General features: G+C 43.0%; 21 protein-coding genes. All 21 read left to right on the forward strand.

Translation table 11 applies throughout. From position 1 onward, the window contains the following. Positions 1–20 precede the first annotated feature (20 nt). The 21 genes from infB (at position 21) to BR02_RS0104090 (ending at position 21,336) form a co-directional block, all read left to right on the forward strand. Positions 21–2,537, forward strand: coding sequence for a translation initiation factor IF-2 (gene infB / locus BR02_RS0103990; protein ID WP_031514429.1), 2,517 nt, complete (start codon positions 21–23; stop codon positions 2,535–2,537). Positions 2,538–2,588: 51 nt separating this feature from the next. Continuing rightward, positions 2,589–2,951: a 30S ribosome-binding factor RbfA gene (rbfA, locus tag BR02_RS0103995; protein WP_031514430.1), complete on the forward strand. Its 363-nt coding sequence runs from the start codon at positions 2,589–2,591 to the stop codon at positions 2,949–2,951. Next, positions 2,944–3,918 (forward strand): DHH family phosphoesterase, encoded by a 975-nt coding sequence (locus tag BR02_RS0104000; protein ID WP_031514431.1) that lies wholly within the window; start codon positions 2,944–2,946, stop codon positions 3,916–3,918. The genes rbfA and BR02_RS0104000 overlap by 8 nt, the downstream gene beginning before the upstream one ends. Positions 3,919–3,923: 5 nt before the next feature. Further along, positions 3,924–4,862, forward strand: a complete 939-nt coding sequence (truB, locus tag BR02_RS0104005) for a tRNA pseudouridine(55) synthase TruB (protein ID WP_031514432.1) — start codon at positions 3,924–3,926, stop codon at positions 4,860–4,862. A gap of 62 nt (positions 4,863–4,924) precedes the next feature. Further along, on the forward strand, positions 4,925–5,854 hold the full coding sequence (locus BR02_RS0104010) for a bifunctional riboflavin kinase/FAD synthetase (protein ID WP_031514433.1): 930 nt from the start codon (positions 4,925–4,927) through the stop codon (positions 5,852–5,854). Positions 5,855–6,009: 155 nt separating this feature from the next. Then, positions 6,010–6,240 (forward strand): hypothetical protein, encoded by a 231-nt coding sequence (locus BR02_RS0104015; protein ID WP_031514434.1) that lies wholly within the window; start codon positions 6,010–6,012, stop codon positions 6,238–6,240. Between the two features lie 15 nt (positions 6,241–6,255). Continuing rightward, positions 6,256–6,477, forward strand: a complete 222-nt coding sequence (locus tag BR02_RS0104020; protein WP_031514435.1) for a hypothetical protein — start codon at positions 6,256–6,258, stop codon at positions 6,475–6,477. A gap of 88 nt (positions 6,478–6,565) precedes the next feature. Then, positions 6,566–6,835, forward strand: coding sequence for a 30S ribosomal protein S15 (rpsO, locus tag BR02_RS0104025; RefSeq protein WP_031514436.1), 270 nt, complete (start codon positions 6,566–6,568; stop codon positions 6,833–6,835). A 158-nt stretch (positions 6,836–6,993) separates the two neighbouring features. Continuing rightward, positions 6,994–9,222, forward strand: a complete 2,229-nt coding sequence (locus BR02_RS0104030) for a polyribonucleotide nucleotidyltransferase (protein WP_031514437.1) — start codon at positions 6,994–6,996, stop codon at positions 9,220–9,222. A 107-nt stretch (positions 9,223–9,329) separates the two neighbouring features. Continuing rightward, on the forward strand, positions 9,330–10,082 hold the full coding sequence (locus tag BR02_RS0104035) for a polysaccharide deacetylase family protein (protein ID WP_031514438.1): 753 nt from the start codon (positions 9,330–9,332) through the stop codon (positions 10,080–10,082). Between the two features lie 134 nt (positions 10,083–10,216). After that, positions 10,217–11,353, forward strand: coding sequence for a D-alanyl-D-alanine carboxypeptidase family protein (locus BR02_RS0104040; protein WP_157834921.1), 1,137 nt, complete (start codon positions 10,217–10,219; stop codon positions 11,351–11,353). Between the two features lie 71 nt (positions 11,354–11,424). Beyond that, positions 11,425–12,690 (forward strand): M16 family metallopeptidase, encoded by a 1,266-nt coding sequence (locus BR02_RS0104045; protein ID WP_031514442.1) that lies wholly within the window; start codon positions 11,425–11,427, stop codon positions 12,688–12,690. A 111-nt stretch (positions 12,691–12,801) separates the two neighbouring features. Beyond that, on the forward strand, positions 12,802–13,113 hold the full coding sequence (locus tag BR02_RS0104050) for a hypothetical protein (RefSeq protein WP_084170933.1): 312 nt from the start codon (positions 12,802–12,804) through the stop codon (positions 13,111–13,113). A gap of 25 nt (positions 13,114–13,138) precedes the next feature. After that, on the forward strand, positions 13,139–13,408 hold the full coding sequence (locus tag BR02_RS0104055) for a YlmC/YmxH family sporulation protein (protein ID WP_031514446.1): 270 nt from the start codon (positions 13,139–13,141) through the stop codon (positions 13,406–13,408). Between the two features lie 243 nt (positions 13,409–13,651). Next, a complete protein-coding gene (gene dapB, locus BR02_RS0104060) occupies positions 13,652–14,449 on the forward strand; it encodes a 4-hydroxy-tetrahydrodipicolinate reductase (RefSeq protein ID WP_031514448.1) in 798 nt (265 codons plus the stop codon). 94 nt (positions 14,450–14,543) lie between these two features. Then, positions 14,544–15,431: a dipicolinate synthase subunit DpsA gene (gene dpsA / locus BR02_RS0104065; RefSeq protein ID WP_031514450.1), complete on the forward strand. Its 888-nt coding sequence runs from the start codon at positions 14,544–14,546 to the stop codon at positions 15,429–15,431. A gap of 27 nt (positions 15,432–15,458) precedes the next feature. After that, positions 15,459–16,046: a dipicolinate synthase subunit B gene (locus tag BR02_RS0104070; protein WP_031514452.1), complete on the forward strand. Its 588-nt coding sequence runs from the start codon at positions 15,459–15,461 to the stop codon at positions 16,044–16,046. Positions 16,047–16,124: 78 nt separating this feature from the next. After that, positions 16,125–17,147: an aspartate-semialdehyde dehydrogenase gene (locus BR02_RS0104075; protein WP_031514453.1), complete on the forward strand. Its 1,023-nt coding sequence runs from the start codon at positions 16,125–16,127 to the stop codon at positions 17,145–17,147. Positions 17,148–17,171: 24 nt separating this feature from the next. Continuing rightward, on the forward strand, positions 17,172–18,398 hold the full coding sequence (gene dapG / locus BR02_RS0104080) for an aspartate kinase (protein ID WP_031514456.1): 1,227 nt from the start codon (positions 17,172–17,174) through the stop codon (positions 18,396–18,398). Positions 18,399–18,474: 76 nt separating this feature from the next. Continuing rightward, complete coding sequence (dapA, locus tag BR02_RS0104085; protein ID WP_031514458.1) at positions 18,475–19,362, forward strand: 4-hydroxy-tetrahydrodipicolinate synthase; 888 nt, start codon at positions 18,475–18,477, stop codon at positions 19,360–19,362. A gap of 309 nt (positions 19,363–19,671) precedes the next feature. Next, positions 19,672–21,336, forward strand: a complete 1,665-nt coding sequence (locus BR02_RS0104090; protein ID WP_031514459.1) for a ribonuclease J — start codon at positions 19,672–19,674, stop codon at positions 21,334–21,336. Positions 21,337–21,356: the final 20 nt, after the last annotated feature.

Here is a 21,356-nt window from a genome sequence, read left to right on the forward strand (position 1 = left end):
AATCTTACGGAGGTGGATATATGACAAAAAAACGTGTACATGAACTTGCCAAAGAGCTTAATGTTGAGAGTAAAGATGTTATAAATAAATTATCTTCCCTTGGAGTCACAGTAAAGTCTGTTCTGGCCACAGTGGAAGAACAATATGTTGAAAAGTTAAAAGCCATGATGGAACCTAAAAAAAGCCATGACGTAAAAGGTTCAGAACGTAAAAAGAAAGAACACAATCGAGGACCTGGATTGGTGGACAGGGTACCGTCCAGACCACCGGATCGCCGTTTTGATGAACGCAAATCTGAACAGGCCGGTAACACCCGCCAGGGACAAAGCGGACAAAAAGGCCAGCATCAATCTAAACAGGGCAAGGCTGCCAGCCGTGGCGGCCAACAGGGCAGACCGGGCAATCGTGGTGGCCAACAAGGAAAAGCTGATCGCGGCGGTCAGCAGGGTAGACCCGGCAGTCGCGGTGGCCAACCGGGTAAAACTGCATCCCGTGACAGTCAACAAGGTAAACAGCTGGCACAACATAAAAGGACTTCTAAAGATAAAGAGATAGCAATTCCTAAACCGGATCCGGTGGTGAGTGCACAGGCCAAGGCCAAGGCCCAAGAACGACCGAGGCCTGAACAAAGAGGAAAAGCAAATAAAATGGCCAATAAAGACCGCTGGATAGAACAAAAGGAACGGCAGGAGAAATTTAAATCCCAAAAACGCCGGCCTCAAAAGAAAAGGTTCGATAAGAAATCACAGGAAAAGCAGCAACCGGGACAACCCGTAGAGAAGAAACCAATAACCATTGGCGAAAGTCTTACTGTACAAGAGCTGGCTGAAAAGCTGCGCCGTACTGCTGCCGATGTTATTAAGACGCTGATGGGCATGGGTTTAATGGCCACAATTAACCAGGAAATAGATGCTGATACTGCAACCATAGTGGCCAACGAATTTGGTTATGATACCATTGTAAAAGTTAAAGAAGATATTGAAGAATTGGTGATGGCTGAGCCGGAGGATGACAGTGAAGAACTTGAGCTGCGTCCACCTGTGGTTACAGTGATGGGTCATGTTGACCATGGGAAAACCTCTTTACTGGATGCCATACGGGAGGCAAATGTAACTGCCACTGAAGCCGGAGGCATAACACAACATATAGGCGCTTACCAGGTAGAGAAAAACGGTAAAAAGATTACTTTTTTAGACACGCCGGGACACGCAGCCTTTACAGCCATGCGCGCCCGTGGGGCAAAGGTGACGGATATTGCTATTTTGGTGGTTGCAGCAGATGACGGTGTAATGCCCCAAACCGTAGAAGCTATTAACCATGCTAAGGCAGCGGATGTACCGATAATTGTGGCCATCAATAAAATTGATAAACCGCAGGCAGCACCGGACAGAGTACGCCAGGAACTGACTCAGCATGGATTGGTGGTAGAACAATGGGGTGGCGATGTTATCAGTGTAGAAGTATCGGCCCTTAAACAAACCGGCTTAGAGGAACTGCTGGAAATGATTTTGCTGGTATCCGAGATATCTGAGTTAAAAGCAAACCCCAACAGACTGGCCCGTGGAACTGTAGTAGAAGCAGAATTAGACAAGGGACGTGGCCCAGTTGCCACTGTCTTGGTGCAAAACGGCACCTTAAAAGTAGGCGATCCTGTGGTGGTAGGCCGTGCCTATGGCCGTGTTAGAGCAATGATGGATTACTTCGGCAGGAGAGTGAAAAAGGCAGGACCTTCTACTCCAGTTGAAGTGCTTGGGCTGAATGATGTTCCTGAAGCCGGTGATATTTTAGTTGCAGTTGAAGACGAAAAAATTGCCCGGGCAGTGGCAGAGAAACGTCAAAACCGCAAACGGGAAGAAGAAATGAAATTAACCAATAAACTTTCACTGGATGACCTGTTTAAACATATCAAAGCAGGTAATATAAAAGAGCTGCCCATTATTATTAAAGCCGATGTACAGGGCTCTGTGGAAGCCTTAAGCCAGTCGCTGGAACGTTTATCAAACGAGGAAGTAAAGATCACAATGGTGCATGGGGGAGTAGGTGCAATCACTGAGACTGATATAATGCTGGCATCTGCCTCTAATGCAATTATCATTGGTTTTAACGTAAGACCTGACGTTAATGCCCGCAAGGCTGCGGAGACTGAAAATGTGGATATTAGGTTGTACCAAGTAATATACAGTGCCATTGAAGACATGAAGGCGGCCATGAGTGGTCTGTTAGATCCTGAATATAAAGAAGTGGTCATCGGCAGAGTTGAGGTTCGAAAAACCTTCAAGGTTTCGAGAATTGGTACCATTGCAGGAAGTTATGTTTTAGAAGGTAAAATCACCCGTGATTCAGGAGTACGGGTAATAAGGGACGGAATTGTTATTCACGAAGGTAAAATTGAAGCCTTAAAGCGCTTTAAAGATGATGCTAAAGAAGTGCCCCAGGGTTATGAATGTGGTATTACTCTTGAAAAATTTAATGATTTTCAAGAGGGCGATATAATCGAGCCCTTTGTTATTGAAGAGGTAAAAAGGGAATTGGCCTAAGAAGTATTGGGAACACTAATTTAGTCACAATCTTATGGGAGGTGTGTTGGATTGTCACACCGTACAGGAAGATTAGCGGAGGAAATTAAAAGAGAAGTTTCTTCTATCATTCAAATGGATATGAAAGATCCCCGTGTCGGCTTTGTGAGCATTACTTCTGTGGAAGTTTCGGGGGATCTACGTCATGCCAACATTTATATCAGTGTAATGGGCAATGAGCAACAAGGCAGCGATACATTAAAAGCCTTAAAAAAAGCCCAGGGCTATATTCGCAGTGAATTAGGAAAAAGAATAAAACTGCGCCATACACCGGAGTTAAACTTTAAGTTAGATGACTCAATAAGCCATGGGGTTAAGGTGATGAAACTACTACAAGAAGTTAAGGGTGAAGGGGAACGTCCAGCCAATGAATAGTTTCGTAAATGTTGTGAAAGCAATGCAGGATGCCCAAAATATTATTATATCCGGGCATGTGACGCCTGACGGTGACAGTATTGGTTCAACCTTGGCTTTGGCCCAGGGTCTAAACAAACTAGGCAAAAATGTTACCGTCACTTCTCCTGACCCTATTCCTGAGATATATCAATTTTTGCCGGGGGTAAAGGACTTGAGGGTTGGATTACCCCTTGGCAATTTTGATACCTTTGTGGTGTTAGATTGTTCTGTTCCATGGCGTTTAGGGGATGAATTGCAAGAGTTATTAAATAATGAAGATGTTAAGGTGGTTTGCATAGACCACCACCCCTTTGAGCAGGTTTTTGGTAATGTTAATTACATTGACATTAAAGCTGCAGCAACCGGTGAAATTATATATGACCTATTAATAGAAATGAACATAGAGCTTGACCTGGATATTGCTATTAATTTATATACTGCCATAGCCACTGACACAGGTTCATTTAGGTATGAAAACACCACTGCAGGCACTCACCGCCGTGTGGGGGAATTGTTGAATTACGGGGTGCCGGTGGCTAAAATATCAAACCTATTATATGATGAAAAACCCTTGGAAGTATTTAAGGTGCTACAAAGGGCATTACCCACCCTGGGCCTTTCCGCCTGTGGGAAAGTTGCCTGGATATGCGTAGATTGGAACACCAAGCAGCTTACGGGGGCTAAGGATGAACATACCGACGACTTAATTAGTTACCCACGTAGAATCAAGGGGGTAGATGTGGCTTTGATGTTCAGGGAGCAGTCCCCCGGTTTAGTAAAGGTTAGCATGCGGTCTAATTACCGGGTGGATGTAAATAAACTGGCAGGCCAATTTAACGGCGGCGGTCATAAAAGGGCTTCCGGATGCTTAATTAAAGGTGATTTTAATAGTGTTCAAAAACAAGTGGTGACTGCAGCAATTGATGCAGTGCGGAGGGGAAATTAATAACTATGATTACCAAACCGGTAAACGGGGTGGTTAACATTCTTAAACCCCCGGGAATGACCTCCCACGATGTGGTAAATGTTTTGCGCCGTATTTATAAAACCAAAAAAGTAGGACATACCGGAACACTGGATCCGGCAGCGGTGGGTGTTTTGCCCATATGTGTGGGTAGGGCAACTAAGATTGCCCAGTATATTGCCGGAGCAGATAAAAGCTATCGGGCAGAAATTACCCTTGGTGTTGTTACTGACACCCAAGACAGTGAAGGGAAGGTACTAAGCACCACAGACGCCTCTTTTATTAAAGAAGAACATTTTAAAGAGGTATTAAAAGATTTCGTGGGGAACATCAAGCAAATTCCACCCATGGCCTCGGCGGTTAAAATTAAAGGCAAGAAGCTTTATCAGTTGCACCGAATGGGTCAAGTGGTTGAAAGAGAACCCAGAAATGTAAAAATTCATCAGTTGAATATTATATGGTCACAGGGGTGGGGAACGGCGCACCCCAAAGCCTTGTGTGAAGTGCATTGCTCAAAAGGCACCTATATACGCACATTGTGCCATGATATAGGGGAAAAACTGGGTGTTGGTGCCCATATGAGTTTTCTCCTAAGAACATCGGTGGCTCAATTTAGTATAGATAATTCTATTACAATGGAAGAGCTTGAAGAGGGTGATCACCAAAAGGTGATTATCGCTATTGATGATGTGCTGAAAGATTACCCGGTGGTGACACTAAGGGAACAAGCAGTTAAATCGGTCATCTCCGGGGCCAGTCTTTATCCCCCAGGGGTATTAAAAAAACCCAAAGATTTAGCTGGGGGACAACTGGTGCGTTTAAAACACGATGATGAATTATTGGCATTGGCAAAAACTCAAATTGATGAACATGATGCAAGAAAGAGGTTTGTTTTTAAGCCAGTGTGTATAATTAAAATTGATTAACTAAGAATTAGTATCTACATAAAATAACATTAATACCTGCTGCATTATAGGAGGATACTGCAATGCATGTGACAAAATCCTACCAAGGTTTAAAAGATAAATACCGGAATATAGTGGTTGGTTTAGGAAATTTTGACGGAGTTCACATAGGACATCAAAGGCTAATCACTGAAGTGGTTAGTACTGCAAAAAATATCGGTGGCACAGCTGTAATATTAACCTTTGATCCCCACCCGCTGTCGGTATTAGCACCCAACAACAATCCACCCAAATTGTTAACGCAGCAGGGAAAGGAGAAAATGATCGGCCGTTTAGGTGTGGATGCGATCATTTCTGTTCCCTTCAACTTAGAATTTGCAAAAATGACGCCGGAAGAATTTATTGAAAAGGTGTTATATGAACAATTAGCTGCGAAAGTAGTGGTTGTGGGTTACAATTATACCTTTGGTAATAAGGGTGCAGGTAATGCCGATACCCTTAAAAGCAAGGCTGAAAAATATAAATATCAAGTAAAAATCATACCCCCGGTTAAAATCGGGGATCAAGTGATAAGCAGTACACTTATTAGAAGGTATTTAATGGAAGGTGACGTAACAGAGGCAACCAAATACCTGGGGCATCCTCCTTTTGTTGAAGGTATAGTAGTCAGCGGAGACCGTAGGGGCAATACAATTGGGTTTCCCACTGCCAATTTAAATCTAGACCAGGAACAACTGGTGCCGGCCAAGGGGGTTTACAGTGTACATGTGGTTGTAGATGAAGATACTTTCCTAGGGGTTGCCAACATAGGCATTAAACCTACATTTAACGGGGCAGGGGGCAAAACAAATTTAGAAGTACACCTCTTGGATTTTTCCGGTGACCTGTATGGAAAAAACATAACTGTAAAGTTTATTCGAAGGTTACGAAGTGAACAAAGATTTAGCTCTGTTCATGAACTGGTGAGTCAAATCAAAAACGATATTAAAGAGGCCCAGGCGGACAGGATGTAAAAAATGTCTGTTTAGGAAAAGTTATATAAAATTTCACAAGAATAAATGGTGTCTCCAACAATATATATTAAATAGACATTACATTTACATTTAAGCCTGTATATGCTACAATAAACGCGGCAAACGTCTAATTTGTTTGAAAGGAGACGTTGCCTGTGGGAGCACCAAAGTGTGATTCTCCGGAAGAAGAAATTAAGCGCTGGCTTAATCACATAGCGCTTATTTGTTTGTCTGAAGAATTCCAAAACCTTAAGCGCGAATTGGAGAGCTTGTATGTTAAGTCAAATGTTGATAATGTAAGATTAATAGCTTTTCAAGACGCATTATATGCATTTCTCGCCCAACAGCAAGATGATGACCGGGGATATCAATCCCGGGGCTGCTAAGTTGTGGTGGCGGCAATGCGGGTAATTATCACCGAGCATGCGCGCAAAAGGTTAAAGGATGTGCGCCAGGATAAAATAACCACCCATGATATTATTACTGCCGCAAAGGGTATACCGGGGCGCATACCAACAGCCACAAGGTTTAGGGGTTTCTTTGCCAGGTCAGGCCGTATGTTTGATATAGTGGCTAAAGACATAGCCAACGGCCGGCTGGTGATAACCATAATTGGAAAGTAAATTTCCATACGAACTGTTAGCTAGGTGGTGCGTTAACTCCGACGGTCTTCTTGGCTAACAGCGATTTAAAACTAAGGAGGTGAAATATATGGCATTGAGTGTGGACAAGAAAAGCAATATTATTGAAAACTTTAGAATTCATGAAAAAGACACCGGTTCACCTGAAGTTCAAATTGCCATACTGTCGCAACGCATTAAAGAACTCACTGAACACCTAAAGGTGCACAAGAAAGACCATCATTCCCGCAGGGGTTTGTTAAAGATGGTTGGTCAGCGCAGGGCATTGTTGAACTATCTACGTGACCGTGATTTTGATCGTTACCGTGCAATACTTGAAAAATTAGGTTTGCGCAAGTAACAAAAAAGCGGGTTTTTTTAACCCGCTTTTTTGGTACATTTAGGTACTGTAAAATATTAGTAAAATTACAGCTTTATGATTGCATAGTATTTAAAATTGAAGATATAGGAAATACTATCGCTATAACAATGAGATGTAACCATTTCAGGAGGTATACTATGACCGAACAAAAAGTTCTAAGAAGGGAGATAAATCTAGGTGGACGTGTCCTAACATTGGAAACCGGCAGATTGGCCAAACAAGCCGGTGGAGCTGTGCTGGTAAGCTACGGTGAAACTGTAGTGCTTGTTACCGCCACCATGTCCAAAAACCCCCGCGAAGGTATCGATTTTCTTCCCTTAACTATGGACTATGAAGAACGGCTTTACTCAGTGGGCAAAATTCCAGGGGGATTTATTAAGCGTGAGGGTCGCCCCAGCGAAAAGGCAGTGTTGTCTGCAAGATTAATGGACAGACCCATTCGTCCGCTATTTAATAAAAATTTACGCAATGAGGTGCAGGTTATTGCAACGGTGTTATCGGTTGAACAAGATAATGCACCGGAAGTTGCAGCCATGATCGGGGCTTCGGCAGCATTACATATTTCTAACATTCCTTTTTTAGGACCCATCGGAGCCATAATAGTGGGCAGGGTAGACAATGAGTTTGTTATAAATCCAACCACCCAGCAGGCACAAGAAAGTGATATGCACCTTGTGGTTGCCGGCACCAGCGATGCAGTGATGATGGTTGAGGCCGGTATGAAAGAAGTGCCAGAGGTTATTGTGCTGGAAGGTATAATGTTTGGACACGGTGTAGTGCAGGATATAGTTAAGTTTATTGAACAATTCCGCCAAGATGCGCTGGAAATGGGCTTAGCTCAACCTAAAGTTGAAGTTGAGGACCCGGAAGTTGATGCTGAATTAAAGCAAAAAGTAACTGAGCTGGCAGACAGCAGTTATACTGAAGCAATCAAAAGATGTGCAAATGAAAAACTTGCTAAAAAAGAGAGAGAAGCATTTTTAGAAGAAGTTAAAGAAGCCATATTGGAACAGCTGACCGCTGAAGAAGAATTTGATGAGAATCAGTTAAAGGTAATCAAAGACCTAATTTCTGAACAAGAAAAGAAAGTAATGCGTCGTATGATTACTAAAGAGCATATTCGTATTGACGGTCGAGCCATTGACGAAGTACGAAATATTAGCGTTGAAGTGGGAGTTCTACCGAGAACCCACGGCAGTGGCTTATTTACCAGGGGACAAACCCAAATTCTTTCAGTGGCTACATTGGGTCGCATTAGCGAAGAACAGGTGTTAGATGGCCTTGGTGTGGAAGAAACCAAGCGCTATATGCATCATTATAATTTTCCACCGTATAGCACCGGGGAAACTAAAATGATGCGCTCACCGGGACGCCGCGAAATCGGTCACGGTGCCCTGGCCGAACGGGCCCTGATACCGGTGTTGCCGTCAGAAAATGAATTTCCATATACTATCCGTGTTGTGTCAGAGGCCTTGGAGTCTAACGGTTCAACCTCTATGGGTAGCGTCTGTGGCAGCACCTTGGCCTTAATGGATGCCGGAGTAAAAATTAAAGCCCCTGTTTCAGGTGTTGCCATGGGCTTAATTAAAGAAGATGATGACTTTGTGGTGTTAACTGATATTCAGGGCATAGAAGATGCCCTAGGAGATATGGACTTTAAGGTTGCCGGAACAGCAAAAGGCATCACCGCCTTACAAATGGATATTAAAATAGCCGGTATAAGCAGAGAGGTATTTGAAAAAGCCCTTGCACAGGCTCACCGGGGGCGTATGCATATATTGAATAAAATGCTTGAAGTAATAAGTGAGCCCCGGCATGAAATTAATCAATATGCGCCGGCAATTATCAGTATGCAGATTGATCCCGAACAGATCCGCGATGTTATTGGCCCCGGCGGCAAAATTATTAAAAGCATTGTTGAGAAAACCGGTGCGGATATTGACATTGAAGATGACGGCCGGGTATTTATTTCCGCAGTGAACAGGGAAGCAGGTAGAGAAGCCTATGAACTTATAGAAACCCTTACTAAAACAGTGGAGCCAGGAGAAATATACACCGGCAAAGTTGTAAAGGTTACCGACTTTGGAGCATTTGTGGAGGTAATACCCGGTGTGTTGGGCATGCAGGGCAAAGACGGCCTGGTTCACATATCACAACTGGCTTATAATCGTGTGGAGAAGGTAGAGGATGTTGTAAAAGAGGGTGATATAATCACTGTAAAAGCGCTGGGTTATGATAACATGGGCAGGTTAAAGCTTTCTAAAAAAGAAGCCATGCAACCACCCGAAGGATATGTTGAAAAAACCGAGCGAGAAAACACCAGAAACAGAAGACCAAGAAACTTTAATCGCAGACCAAAGGATTAACAAAGAACCCCAATAGGGGTTTTTTAATTTTTCTACCCCCTAAACTTTGTAATTCTATGGACTGGCAGCACAGCATAAGTTTTAACAAAAGATAAGGGGGATAGTATATGGGAGTTTTTTATTTTACCCGTCGATTGATACTTAAATTGGCATGTGTATTGTTGGCGGCAGTGCTGTTAATAGGCGGTGGTTACTATGTACTAAAAAAAGAAAGGTACCAACCTACATTGGCCCCTATTTATCAGGGTGATCAAGGAAGAAAAGAAATTGCACTAACTGTAAATGTTTACTGGGGTGAAGAATACCTTCCGCAGATGCTTAAAATTATGGAGGAAGAAAAGGTAAAGGCAACATTTTTTATAGGCGGCATGTGGGCGGAAAAATTTCCTGATTTATTAAAAGAAATAGCCCAACAGGGTCATGACATAGGTAGCCACGGTTACTCGCATCCACACCCTGACCACTTGAACAAAGCAGGTAATTTGCGCGAAATTAAACGCTCGGAAAAAATAATTAAAGAAATAATCGGTAAAGATATAAAGCTCTTTGCTCCCCCATACGGAGAAAGGGGCAATTCAGTTCTTGCTGCAACAGAAGAAGCGGGTTATCAACTTATCTTATGGAGTATAGATACCATAGATTGGCAAAGACCTGCCCCTGATACGATAGTACAGAGGGTGATTAGCAAAGCCCATAACGGGGCAATTGTTTTAATGCATCCCACAGCACCCACCGTACGGGCACTGCCCACTATCATTAAAGAATTGAAAGGGCGGGGGTATGAATTTATTACGGTAACGGAATTGCTGGAAAACCTGCCACAAGAGGAGGAAGGGCAATTAACGGAGGAAACCGGATAGATTATCACATGATTCGTCATCATCTAATTTCTTGCCAATGGGGGCCAGGGGCACAATAACTATTATTGATAAACTGCTATCATTTTGGGAAGTATTTAACAGACAGGACATACTGCAGCGGGGTGAATATTAAATTGCATATTAGAAGCAGCCTAATGATAGCACTGATGGTTATTGTAATAAAAATATGTTGGTTGTCTTGTGCTGAGGCCGGCATTTCTCAATTTAAGGCGCCGGAAATAACGGCAGATGCAGCTGTTCTTATAGACGCAAACACCGGGCAAGTATTGTTTGATAAAAACATGCATCAAAGACGGCCTCCGGCCAGTACCACTAAAATTATGACTGCTCTACTGGCGCTGGAGGGAGGCAACTTGACCGATAAAGTTACGGTAAGCGACAAGGCCGCCCAAACAGGGGAGTGCAGCATTAATTTAAGGCCTAATGAAATACTAACTTTAGAAGCACTGATATATGGCGCCTTGATGCGTTCCGGTAACGACGCCTGCGTTGCCATAGCTGAACATGTTGCAGGCAGTGAAGAAAACTTTATTAGACTTATGAATCATCACGCCAAAATATTGGGTGCCCAGAATACAAATTTTCTGAACACCAACGGTCTGCCGGAAGACCAACACTACTCCACTGCCTATGATTTGGCACAAATTGCCCGTTATGCGATGAACAAGGTGAAATTTAGAGACATAGTAAGTACCAAGAGCAAAGAGATAACCAATGAAGACGGTGAAAAAAGATTTTTTCAGAATACCAACAAGCTACTGTGGCTTTACAGGGGTTCTGACGGTATTAAGACCGGCACCACCGATGCTGCCGGCAGTTGCCTGGTAGGCTCTGCCAAGAAAGACGGCAGACACTTAATAAGTGTAGTGCTACATAGTGACGACCGTTATGCTGACACAATTAAGTTGTTAAATCACGGGTTTGATGATTATGAAGAGGTGGTTGTGCTTACCAAAGGAGAACATTTTACCACCCTTCATATTGAAAATGGATATTCATCAACTGTACCGATAATTGCTGGCAGTGGTCTGTCGGTGCTGGTTCCAAAAGGAGAAATTGGTACCTTTGAGCAGCTGGTAAAGCTGGAAAGAAACCTTAGTGCACCTATAAGATATCATCAAAGGGTGGGCACGCTTGATGTGTCAGTAAAGGGAGAGGTGGTAGGCAGTGTTGAACTTATTACCGGAGCTGCCATTAATAAGTTGCCTGTACATTTAAAAATATATAATAAATTGGATAAACACTTATGAAATAATTGCCATTATTGAAGTGTTTAGATATGATATGTAGAGAGTTTTACATAAGGTTAGGGGGTTATTAAATGTACCAAAAGACAACACTAGATAACGGTCTACGCATTTTATCAGAAGAAATCCCACATGTAAGGTCGGTTTCCATCGGACTATGGATAAACGTCGGTTCAAGGGATGAAACCAATGACAATAGCGGCATATCACATTTTATTGAACATATGATGTTTAAAGGTACTAATAAAAGAACAGCAAAGGATATAGCAGAAGAACTGGATGCAGTTGGCGGACAATTAAACGCTTTTACTACCAAGGAGTACACCTGTTATCACTCCAAAGTTTTGGACGAGCATTTTGACTTGGCGGTTGACGTATTGACTGACATGGTGTTTAATTCCAAGTTTGCCCCAGAGGATATAGATCGCGAAAAAAATGTAATAATTGAAGAAATTAAAATGTATGAAGATGCCCCGGACGAATTGGTGCATGATATATTTACAAATACTATTTGGCATGGCCATCCCCTGGGCAGGCCTATTATTGGGACAACCGAGATTGTAAGTTCCTTTAGCAGAGATGATTTGCTGGATTTTCATCATAAGCATTATACACCTGAAAAAATGGTTATTTCGGTTGCCGGCAACATTAAACATGAAAAAGTAGTGGAAAAACTGGCACCGATATTGAGTCAATTAAAGGCTACAAAAACCCCCCGGCAAAGCACACCTCCCCAAGGGGTAAGTAACTTAGTATGCCGTAACAAAGATACGGAACAGGTACACATGGTAATAGGAACCCCCGGTTATCAACTGGACCATGAGGATATCTATACAGTACAGTTAATTAACACTGTTTTAGGAGGTGGGCTGTCGTCACGGCTATTTCAGGAAATCCGTGAACAAAGGGGATTAGTATATACGGTTTTTTCTTACCATAGTTCTTATCATGACACCGGCTTGTTTGCTGTTTATGCTGGTTTGTCAAAAAATAATGTTAATAAAGCCATGGAACTGATCTTTAAAGAGATAAAGGACATATCAAGGCATGGATTAAAGGAATCTGAACTGCAACGCGCCAAAGATCAGCTTAAGGGAGGACTGCTGCTTTCCTTGGAAAATGTTAACAGCAGGATGAGCAGACTGGGCAAATCAGAGATGTATCTTGGGAAAGTGTTGACCCCTGATGAAATTGTAGGACGTGTTTTTAAAGTAACCAATGAAGATATTAAAAGAGTGGCTAAAAATATGTTCATTCCCGACAGATTCACCATGGCTGCTATCGGTCCTTGGCAAGACTGCGGGGAATTAAATACTGCATTGGCTAAGCTTAAGGAATAACCTGGGTCTAAGAACCAGGTTATTCCTTTTTATACGGTTATCATTATCATTAAAATGTCATATATCTCGTCCTTCACCAATACAATTTAATGGAGGTGGGACAAAGTGATTATGACAGCTCTAACTTTATTGGTGCTCTTGCTTATTTATCTATCGGTACGGGAGAGAGCTCGCCGAAGAATGACCCGGTGTAAAGAATTGGGGGGGTTAGATACAAGAAGCTCACCTTTGGCCAATGCCTTGGGGGCACTGGTGGGTACAGCAGGTGGTATTTACCTTTCCATGGTGATGCTAATTAATTTTTTGGAGCTAGATGTGCCAAATAAGGTACAGATAATGGGTGTTAACATGGAACCATTAGCCGCCATTTCATTGTTGATGGCGATAGTACAGCCCTTTGCAATGCGCCTTATTGGTAGATAATTGTTTTTAGGGAGGAGAATGTACCGTGCGTCTTAGTGAACTGGTGGGAAAAGAAATAGTAAACATTGTCAACGGCGCCCGCCTGGGGGTTATTGGCGAGTCAGACTTGTCCTTAGATATGGAGACCGGCCATATTCAATCAATCATTTTGCCACGGCGCAGCAATTTTTTCAATTTATGGGTTGACAAACAAAACATAATGATTCCCTGGGAGAATGTGCGTAAAATAGGTGAAGAGGTGGTTATAGTTGAAATAGATCAGGGCCACTTAAATTTTCAAAGATATTCTGTCTAGAGGATTGGGTTTTCCCCGGCGCAGAGGTCGTCGGGGTTTAGTATTTCATAGTACCGTTATCCATTTAGTCCGCCTGTTCCGACAGTGTACCGGGAGCTTGGCCGTCCTGCCCCATATCGCTTTGCGGAATAATTCTAGGAACTTGACAACATGTTACCATATATAGAATAATTAAACAGAATCAGAGATGAAAATGTTGGCTCATGGTAGTATATATCTAAAAAAGTTTGGAGGTAGCGGTAGATGATTAAAGTAGTTGTTGCAGGCGCAGCAGGCCGAATGGGCCAGGAAAGCTGCAGAGCTATTTTGCGTGCGGATGGAATGGAGCTTGTGGGGGCGGTAGACAAGAACAGCAGTGGTGAAGAACTTGAAAAAGTAATAGCAATGGACGGTGTTGAATTAACAATTCAATCTGACTTAGACACTACTTTAAAAGAAACAAAACCTGATGTGGTTGTGGATTTTACAAACCCCAATGTAGTATTTAACAATGCACAAATAGCACTGCAGAATAAGGTTCGCCCGGTTATTGGCACTACCGGCTTGACCGGTGAACAAATTGCTCAATTGAAAGAACTGGCCCAAAAACAGCAGCTGGGTGGTCTAATAGTGCCAAACTTTGCAATTGGAGCACTGTTGATGATTAAATTTGCCTCAATAGCGGTAAAGTACTTTCCCCATGTGGAAATTATTGAGTTACACCATGACCAAAAGATGGACGCTCCTTCGGGTACGGCGTTAAAAACAGCGGAGGTGTTAGCTGAAATTAGGGGAAATATGCGCCAAGGATTACCCACTGAGTTTGAAAAAATCCCCGGATCCCGTGGCGGTGACTTTGAGGGTATGCGTGTTCATAGCGTACGCTTGCCCGGTTTTGTGGCCCACCAGGAAGTAATATTTGGGGGAACAGGACAAACACTGACCATAAGACACGATTCAATATCCCGGGAATCATTTATGCCCGGTTTGTTGATGGGCATTCATAAGGTGATGGAAATAGATCACCTGGTATACGGTTTAGAAAACTTAATATTTGAGTAAGGAAGCCAAAATAATTGCATATACAAGCACCTCCTTAATTGGGTTCACATATAGTGAATCATACCGAGACAGATGTCGAAAGGAGGTACCAGGCATGCAACCTGACCTGCAAGGAGTAAAGGTAGCGGTTTTAGGGGGGGACGCCCGGGAAATTATACTTGTTCATGAGTTTTCAAGGTTAGGGGCTCAAGTACAAGTGGCTGGCTTGCCTGTGCAACAATCCGATCACGTAATTGTTTGCCGTACGGTTGCTGATGCCCTTAACGGTGTTCAAGCTGTTATTTTGCCGGTACCGGGCCTCAACAAGGATGGTACGGTATACTCTGTATTTACAGAAAAGCCCATGGAATTATCGGAAAAAATGCTGGTCTCTTTGCCGGCAAATGCACCGGTTTTTGCTGGGTTCGCCCGGGAACGTTTGGTAGAAATGATTCAGCGCTGTAATCTCCGTTTAATAGAAGTGCTTAAAAGAGACGATGTGGCCATATTGAACTCAATACCTTCTGCAGAAGGGGCAGTTCAGATGGCCATGGAAGCAACGCCCATCACCATTCATAGCAGTAATTCCTTTGTGCTTGGCTTTGGACGTACCGGTGCCACTTTGGCGCGGTTGTTAAAGGGCATGGGTGCAAGAGTTACTGTGGTCACCCGCCGACCGGCACATCAGTCAAGGGTATATGAAATGGGCATGAGACCGCTGACCTTTCAACAATTGCCAGACTTTATTTGCGAAGCTGATATTATTTTTAATACTGTTCCGGCCACCGTATTAACCAACTGCATTTTAAGCAAAGCCTCTGAGGAAGTTGTAATCATTGACGTCGCTTCACCCCCGGGGGGTACAGATTTTGATGCTGCCAAAAGATTAAACATAAAAGCCTTGCTTGCACCGGGCCTGCCTGGAAAAGTGGCTCCCAAGACAGCTGGTCGAATATTGGCGCGAGTAATACCGCGCCTATTGGCCGAGGAACTGGCTCTGTAAATTTGGTTAAAGCCACGGAGGTGCGCCATGCGATTGAAGGGTGTAAGGATAGGATTTGCCTTAACGGGTTCACACTGTACTATTGAAGAAACAATACCGCAGATCGAGCGCCTGGTTAATGAAGGGGCCGAAGTGTTTCCCATTGTCAGTACATCTGTGGAAACAACCGATACCAGGTTTGGTCGCTCCAGCCATTGGTTGGAAAGAATTAAAGAAATAACAAAAAAAGAAGTGATTTCTACAATTACCGGGGCTGAACCCTTTGGTCCTAAAAAATTAGTAGATGTAATGGTGATTGCGCCGTGTACTGGTAATACTATGGCTAAGCTAACCATGGGTATTACAGACGGTTCGGTATTAATGGCCGCCAAGGCGCATTTAAGAAACCTAAGACCGGTGGTGATCGGGATATCTACTAATGATGGCTTGGGTATTAATGCTAAAAATATAGGCATGTTGATAAACTTTAAAAACATTTTTATGGTTCCCTTTGGGCAGGACAGCCCCGGTGAAAAACCCAATTCACTAAAGTCTGATATGAACCTTATTTTAGAGACTGTTGAGGCTGCTTTAAAAGGAAAACAGCTACAGCCGATTATTATTACCTATTCTTAATAAATCTATTTTTGCACCGCACAATGGGGTAAAAAGATGGTAGAATAAAAATATATATTTTTTTGGAGGGATTTAATGTTGCAAAAGTACAATGTTGTAGTTGTTGGTGCCACAGGTGCGGTGGGTCAAGAAATACTAAACATTCTTGATGAACGCAATTTTCCGGTGGGTGATTTGAAACTGTGTGCTACTGCCCGTTCGGCAGGAAAAGAAATTGTCTTTAAGGGAAAAAGCTATACAGTTGAACAAACTACCCCTGAATCATTTACCGGTATGGATATTGCCTTTTTTGCAGGTGGTAAGGCAAGCGTAGAGTTTGGCCCAGCTGCAGTGGAGCGGGGCTGCGTGGTCATCGATAACAGTAGCAATTATCGTATGGATCCCGATGTTCCTCTGGTAGTTCCGGAAGTTAACCCCGAGGATGTAAAAGAACACAAGGGAATTATTGCCAACCCAAACTGCTCAACAATTATCATGGCTGTTCCTCTGAAGCCTTTACATGATGCGGCGGGCATTAAAAGGGTAGTGGTTTCCACATATCAAGCGGTGTCCGGTGCAGGAAAAGAAGGCATTGATGAACTAACAAACCAAACTAAGGCAATTATAAACGGTGGGGAATATGCTCCCCAAAAGTTTATGCATCAAATAGCCTTTAACTTAATTCCGCACATTGATGTATGGCAGGATATGGATTATACCAAAGAAGAAATGAAAATGGTTAAAGAAACACAAAAACTATTGCATTCCGATAAAATTGGTATAACCGCCACCACTGTACGGGTACCGGTATATCGCAGTCACAGTGAAAGTATCAATGTGGAAACAGAACGAAAGCTTACTGCACAGGAAGCCAGGGAAATACTGGCCAAGGCTCCGGGAATTGTGATACAAGATGATCCTGCAAACAATATCTACCCAATGCCCATAGAAACCTCATATAAGGACGAAGTGTATGTAGGGCGTATACGTGAAGATAATTCTCACCCCAGCGCTCTAAACCTGTGGGTGGTAGGTGACCAGATTAGAAAAGGAGCAGCTACCAACGCCGTGCAAGTGGGTGAATTGGTAATTAAGTATGGGTGTTTGCTGCAAAAAAAATAAATTACAAATGGGGAGAAAATACAGATGCGTTTTCTCATCCAGAAATTTGGTGGCACGTCATTAACCACACCTGAATTTAGAAAGTTAGTGGCAGCAAAGATAGTATCTGCAAAAAACCAAGGTTTTCACCCTGTGGTTGTCATTTCGGCAATGGGAAGAATAGGAGAACCCTATGCCACCGATACACTGATATCGGTGGCTAAACAAGTTAACCGTGAAGTACCCGCCAGAGAACTGGATTTACTAATGTCCTGTGGTGAAGTGATTTCAGGTGTGATAATGGTAAACACCTTGATAGAAATGGGTTGTCCGGCAGTGCTACTTACAGGGGCACAGGCCGGTATTATTACAGATGCTAACTTTAACGGAGCCAAAATATTACGTTTAGAACCGGACAAAATCATAGAACATGCTAAACAGGATAAGATCGTGGTGGTGACTGGTTTTCAGGGCGTTACAGAAGATGGGGAAATTACCACCCTTGGCAGGGGAGGAAGTGACACAACGGCGGCTGCCCTGGGTGTTGCACTGGACGCTGAATGCATAGATATATATACAGATGTAGAAGGCATAATGACAGCGGATCCCCATATAGTTGATGATGCCGTAATATTAAACAAAGTAACTTACAATGAAATCTGCCAGTTGGCCCATGAAGGGGCTAAGGTGATTCATCCCCGGGCGGTGGAAATAGCAATGCAAAAAAATATACCCCTTAGGGTGAGATGTGCATTTAGTGATGCCCCGGGCACCTTGGTTACCAGACATGGAGAAGTCTACGGAGGCACCATTGATGTAACCCTTGACCGCACAATCACCGGCTTGACAAATATTGCCGATATTACTCAAATTACAATAGCTGTGTCTGAGCTAAAGGTGGAAAATCCGCTGCTGAAAATTTTTAAAGGCATGGCATTGTCTGATATAAGCGTTGATTTTTGGAATGTTAATCCAGAATATATAGCTTTTACGGTAAAGAACAGCGATGTGGAAAAAGCAAAACAAGTGCTGGAAAATATGGGTATATCACCGACCTTGCGCCCAGGTTGCGCCAAGGTGGCGGCAGTGGGAGCCGGCATGACCGGAGTACCCGGCGTAATGGCCCGTGTGGTGGAAGCTTTAACGGCAGAAGGTGTAGAAATTTTACAATCTTCTGACTCTCACACCACCATCTGGGTACTTGTTAAGCAAGAAGACATGAAGAAAGCCGTTGTGGCCCTTCATCGGAAATTTAACCTAGATAAAAAATAAATACTATAAAAAGACATCATTGTGTTAATGGTACGGCTGCTGCAGGGAACAAATAATATTTAGGAAGGTGAAAGCCGTGTCTGTTGATTTCGGGCGGGTACTTACCGCCATGGTAACACCCTTTAATGGTGATTTAAAAGTTAATATTCTACAAGCCAAAAAATTAGCTCGCTATCTGGTGGAAAATGGGTCCGACGGGTTGGTAGTATGTGGAACCACCGGCGAATCACCCACCCTGTCCACAGAAGAAAAAATTGAGTTATTTAAGGCCGTGGTAGAGGAAGTGGGAGGCCAGGCGGCGGTTATCGCCGGTACCGGTAGCTACAATACTGCAGCCAGTGTAGCCCTTACCCAGGCAGCTGAGAAATGCGGCGTAGACGGTATAATGCTGGTAGCACCATACTATAATAAGCCCTCACAGGAGGGTTTGTATATGCACTTTAAAACAGTTGCAGAAAGTACCCAACTACCCGTAATGCTATACAACATTCCTGGGCGTACTTCCATAAATGTGTTGCCGTCAACAGTGGTTCGTTTGGCCCAGGATGTACCGAATATTGTAGCAATTAAAGAAGCTGCCGGAGTTATGGATAATGTAAGTGAATTACGCTCCTCTTTACCAGATGAATTTGCCATCTATAGTGGCGACGATTCGCTTACAATGCCCATTTTGGCCTTGGGAGGAAAAGGTATTGTAAGTGTAGCCGCTCATATTGTAGGGCCACAAATACAAGAAATGGTGCAGGCCTATGTCAGTGGCAATGTTTCTAAAGCCACCAGAATTCACACTGAATTATTCCCGGTGTTTAAAGGTATGTTTATTACCACCAACCCGGTACCGGTTAAAACTGCCTTAAATTTAAAGGGCATGAATGTGGGCGGTGTACGTCTGCCCCTTGTGGATATGAGCGCAGAAGACAACAATAAGTTGCGAAACTTACTTACTGATAAAGGTATACTGTAAACTGTCATTAAAAATAACAAGTGTATAGAATTTAGATACATTTAATTATGGGTACCTAAGGTGCCCATAATTTATTTTTTAGGTATGAGAATGTAAAATTATGGGTACTATATTTAATGTTTATCTTACCCGAAGCTTGTTAACATTCCACCATTTGAGTATAATATAAGATGCAGGAGCTTTAACTTGAGATAAAATATGCCCACATGACAATTTAATATATAAAATATTATCGCCTTCTCCTGGTAAGAACTCACCAATTATTGTTAAGTTATTGAAAGTATTGTGGAAAGGTTGGGAGGTGTATTTTTGGCTAAAGAAACCAAAATATCCATAACCCCTTTGGGGGGATTGGGAGAGATCGGGAAAAACATGATGGTGGTGAGGTACGGTGATAATATTTTATTAATAGACAGCGGATTGTCTTTTCCGGAAGAGGAAATGTTGGGCATTGATATAGTGATCCCTGACATAACTTATTTGGTGGAAAATAAACATTTGCTGCGCGGTATTGTACTTACCCATGGTCATGAAGATCATATTGGTTCGCTACCTTATGTATTAAGACAAATAAAAGCCCCGGTGTACGGAACTAAATTAACTCTGGGCTTACTGGCACATAAATTAAAAGAACACAACCTTTTTGATCAAACACAGTTAAATACTGTAAAACCTAGGGATATAATTCAAGTCGGACCGTTTAAAGTTGAGTTTATAAAAGTATCACACAGTATTCCTGATGCGGTTGGATTAGCAATTCACACCCCTGTCGGAACTATTGTGCACACAGGGGATTTTAAAATTGATCAAACCCCGGTGGATGGGGAAGTAACTGACTTGTACAAACTGGCACAGCTTGGTGAAAAGGGCGTGCTGGTCATGTTATCGGATAGCACTAATGTTGAAAGACCGGGCTATACATTGTCTGAAAAAATCGTCGGTCACACCTTTGAAGAGGCTTTTCAGAATGCAAAAGAAAGAATTATATTGGCTACTTTTGCATCTAATGTACATCGGTTGCAACAGGCCATTACCGCTGCCCATAAATATGACCGTAAGGTGGCGGTAATAGGACGGAGTATGTTAAATGTCGTTAACATAGCATGTGAGTTGGGCTATTTACAGATACCAGAGGGTACATTGGTGGAATTGGATGAAGCCAGCCGATTACCAAAACACAAACTGGTGTTATTGTGTACCGGCAGCCAAGGGGAACCGATGTCGGCCCTAACAAGAATTGCAATGGCTGACCACCGCCAGGTAGAAATACTACCCGGTGACACAGTGATTATATCTGCAACACCTATACCGGGGAACGAAAAACTAGTTGCCCGAGTGGTAGACCTGTTGTTTAAAAAGGGCGCCAATGTAATTTATGAATCAGAATCCGGTATACACGTATCAGGGCACCCTAGCCAGGAAGAACTTAAACTGATGTTTAATCTTTTAAAGCCCAAATTTTTTATACCTGTACACGGCGAACACCGTATGCTTGTTAAACATGCAGAGTTAGCCCAAGAAATGGGTATTCCAAAGGAAAATACCTTTGTGGTTGAAAACGGTACGGTGCTGGAATTTACCAGGCGTCAGGGCAGGGTGGCCGGCAGAGTGCCGGCAGGAAGAGTTCTTGTGGATGGGTTGGGTGTTGGTGACGTAGGAAATATAGTTCTGCGTGATCGAAAGCAGTTGTCGCAGGACGGTATTTTAATAGTGGTGGTTACAATCAACCGAGAAACCGGCCTGGTGGCAGCTGGACCGGATATTGTTTCCAGAGGTTTTGTTTACGTTCGGGAATCTGAAGAGTTAATGGAAGATGCTAAAGAACGGGTTAAGGTTGCATTGGAAAAGTGCTGTAACCGCAACATTACTGAATGGTCATCAATTAAATCTCAGGTGAGGGATGTATTAGGGAGATTTCTGTATGAAAAAACCAGGAGAAGGCCGATGATATTACCTATCATTATGGAAGTATAATTTATTTGCCGATATCGGAA

Source organism: Desulfofalx alkaliphila DSM 12257 (genome assembly GCF_000711975.1).
Classification (GTDB): Bacteria; Bacillota; Desulfotomaculia; order Desulfotomaculales; family Desulfohalotomaculaceae; genus Desulfofalx; species Desulfofalx alkaliphila.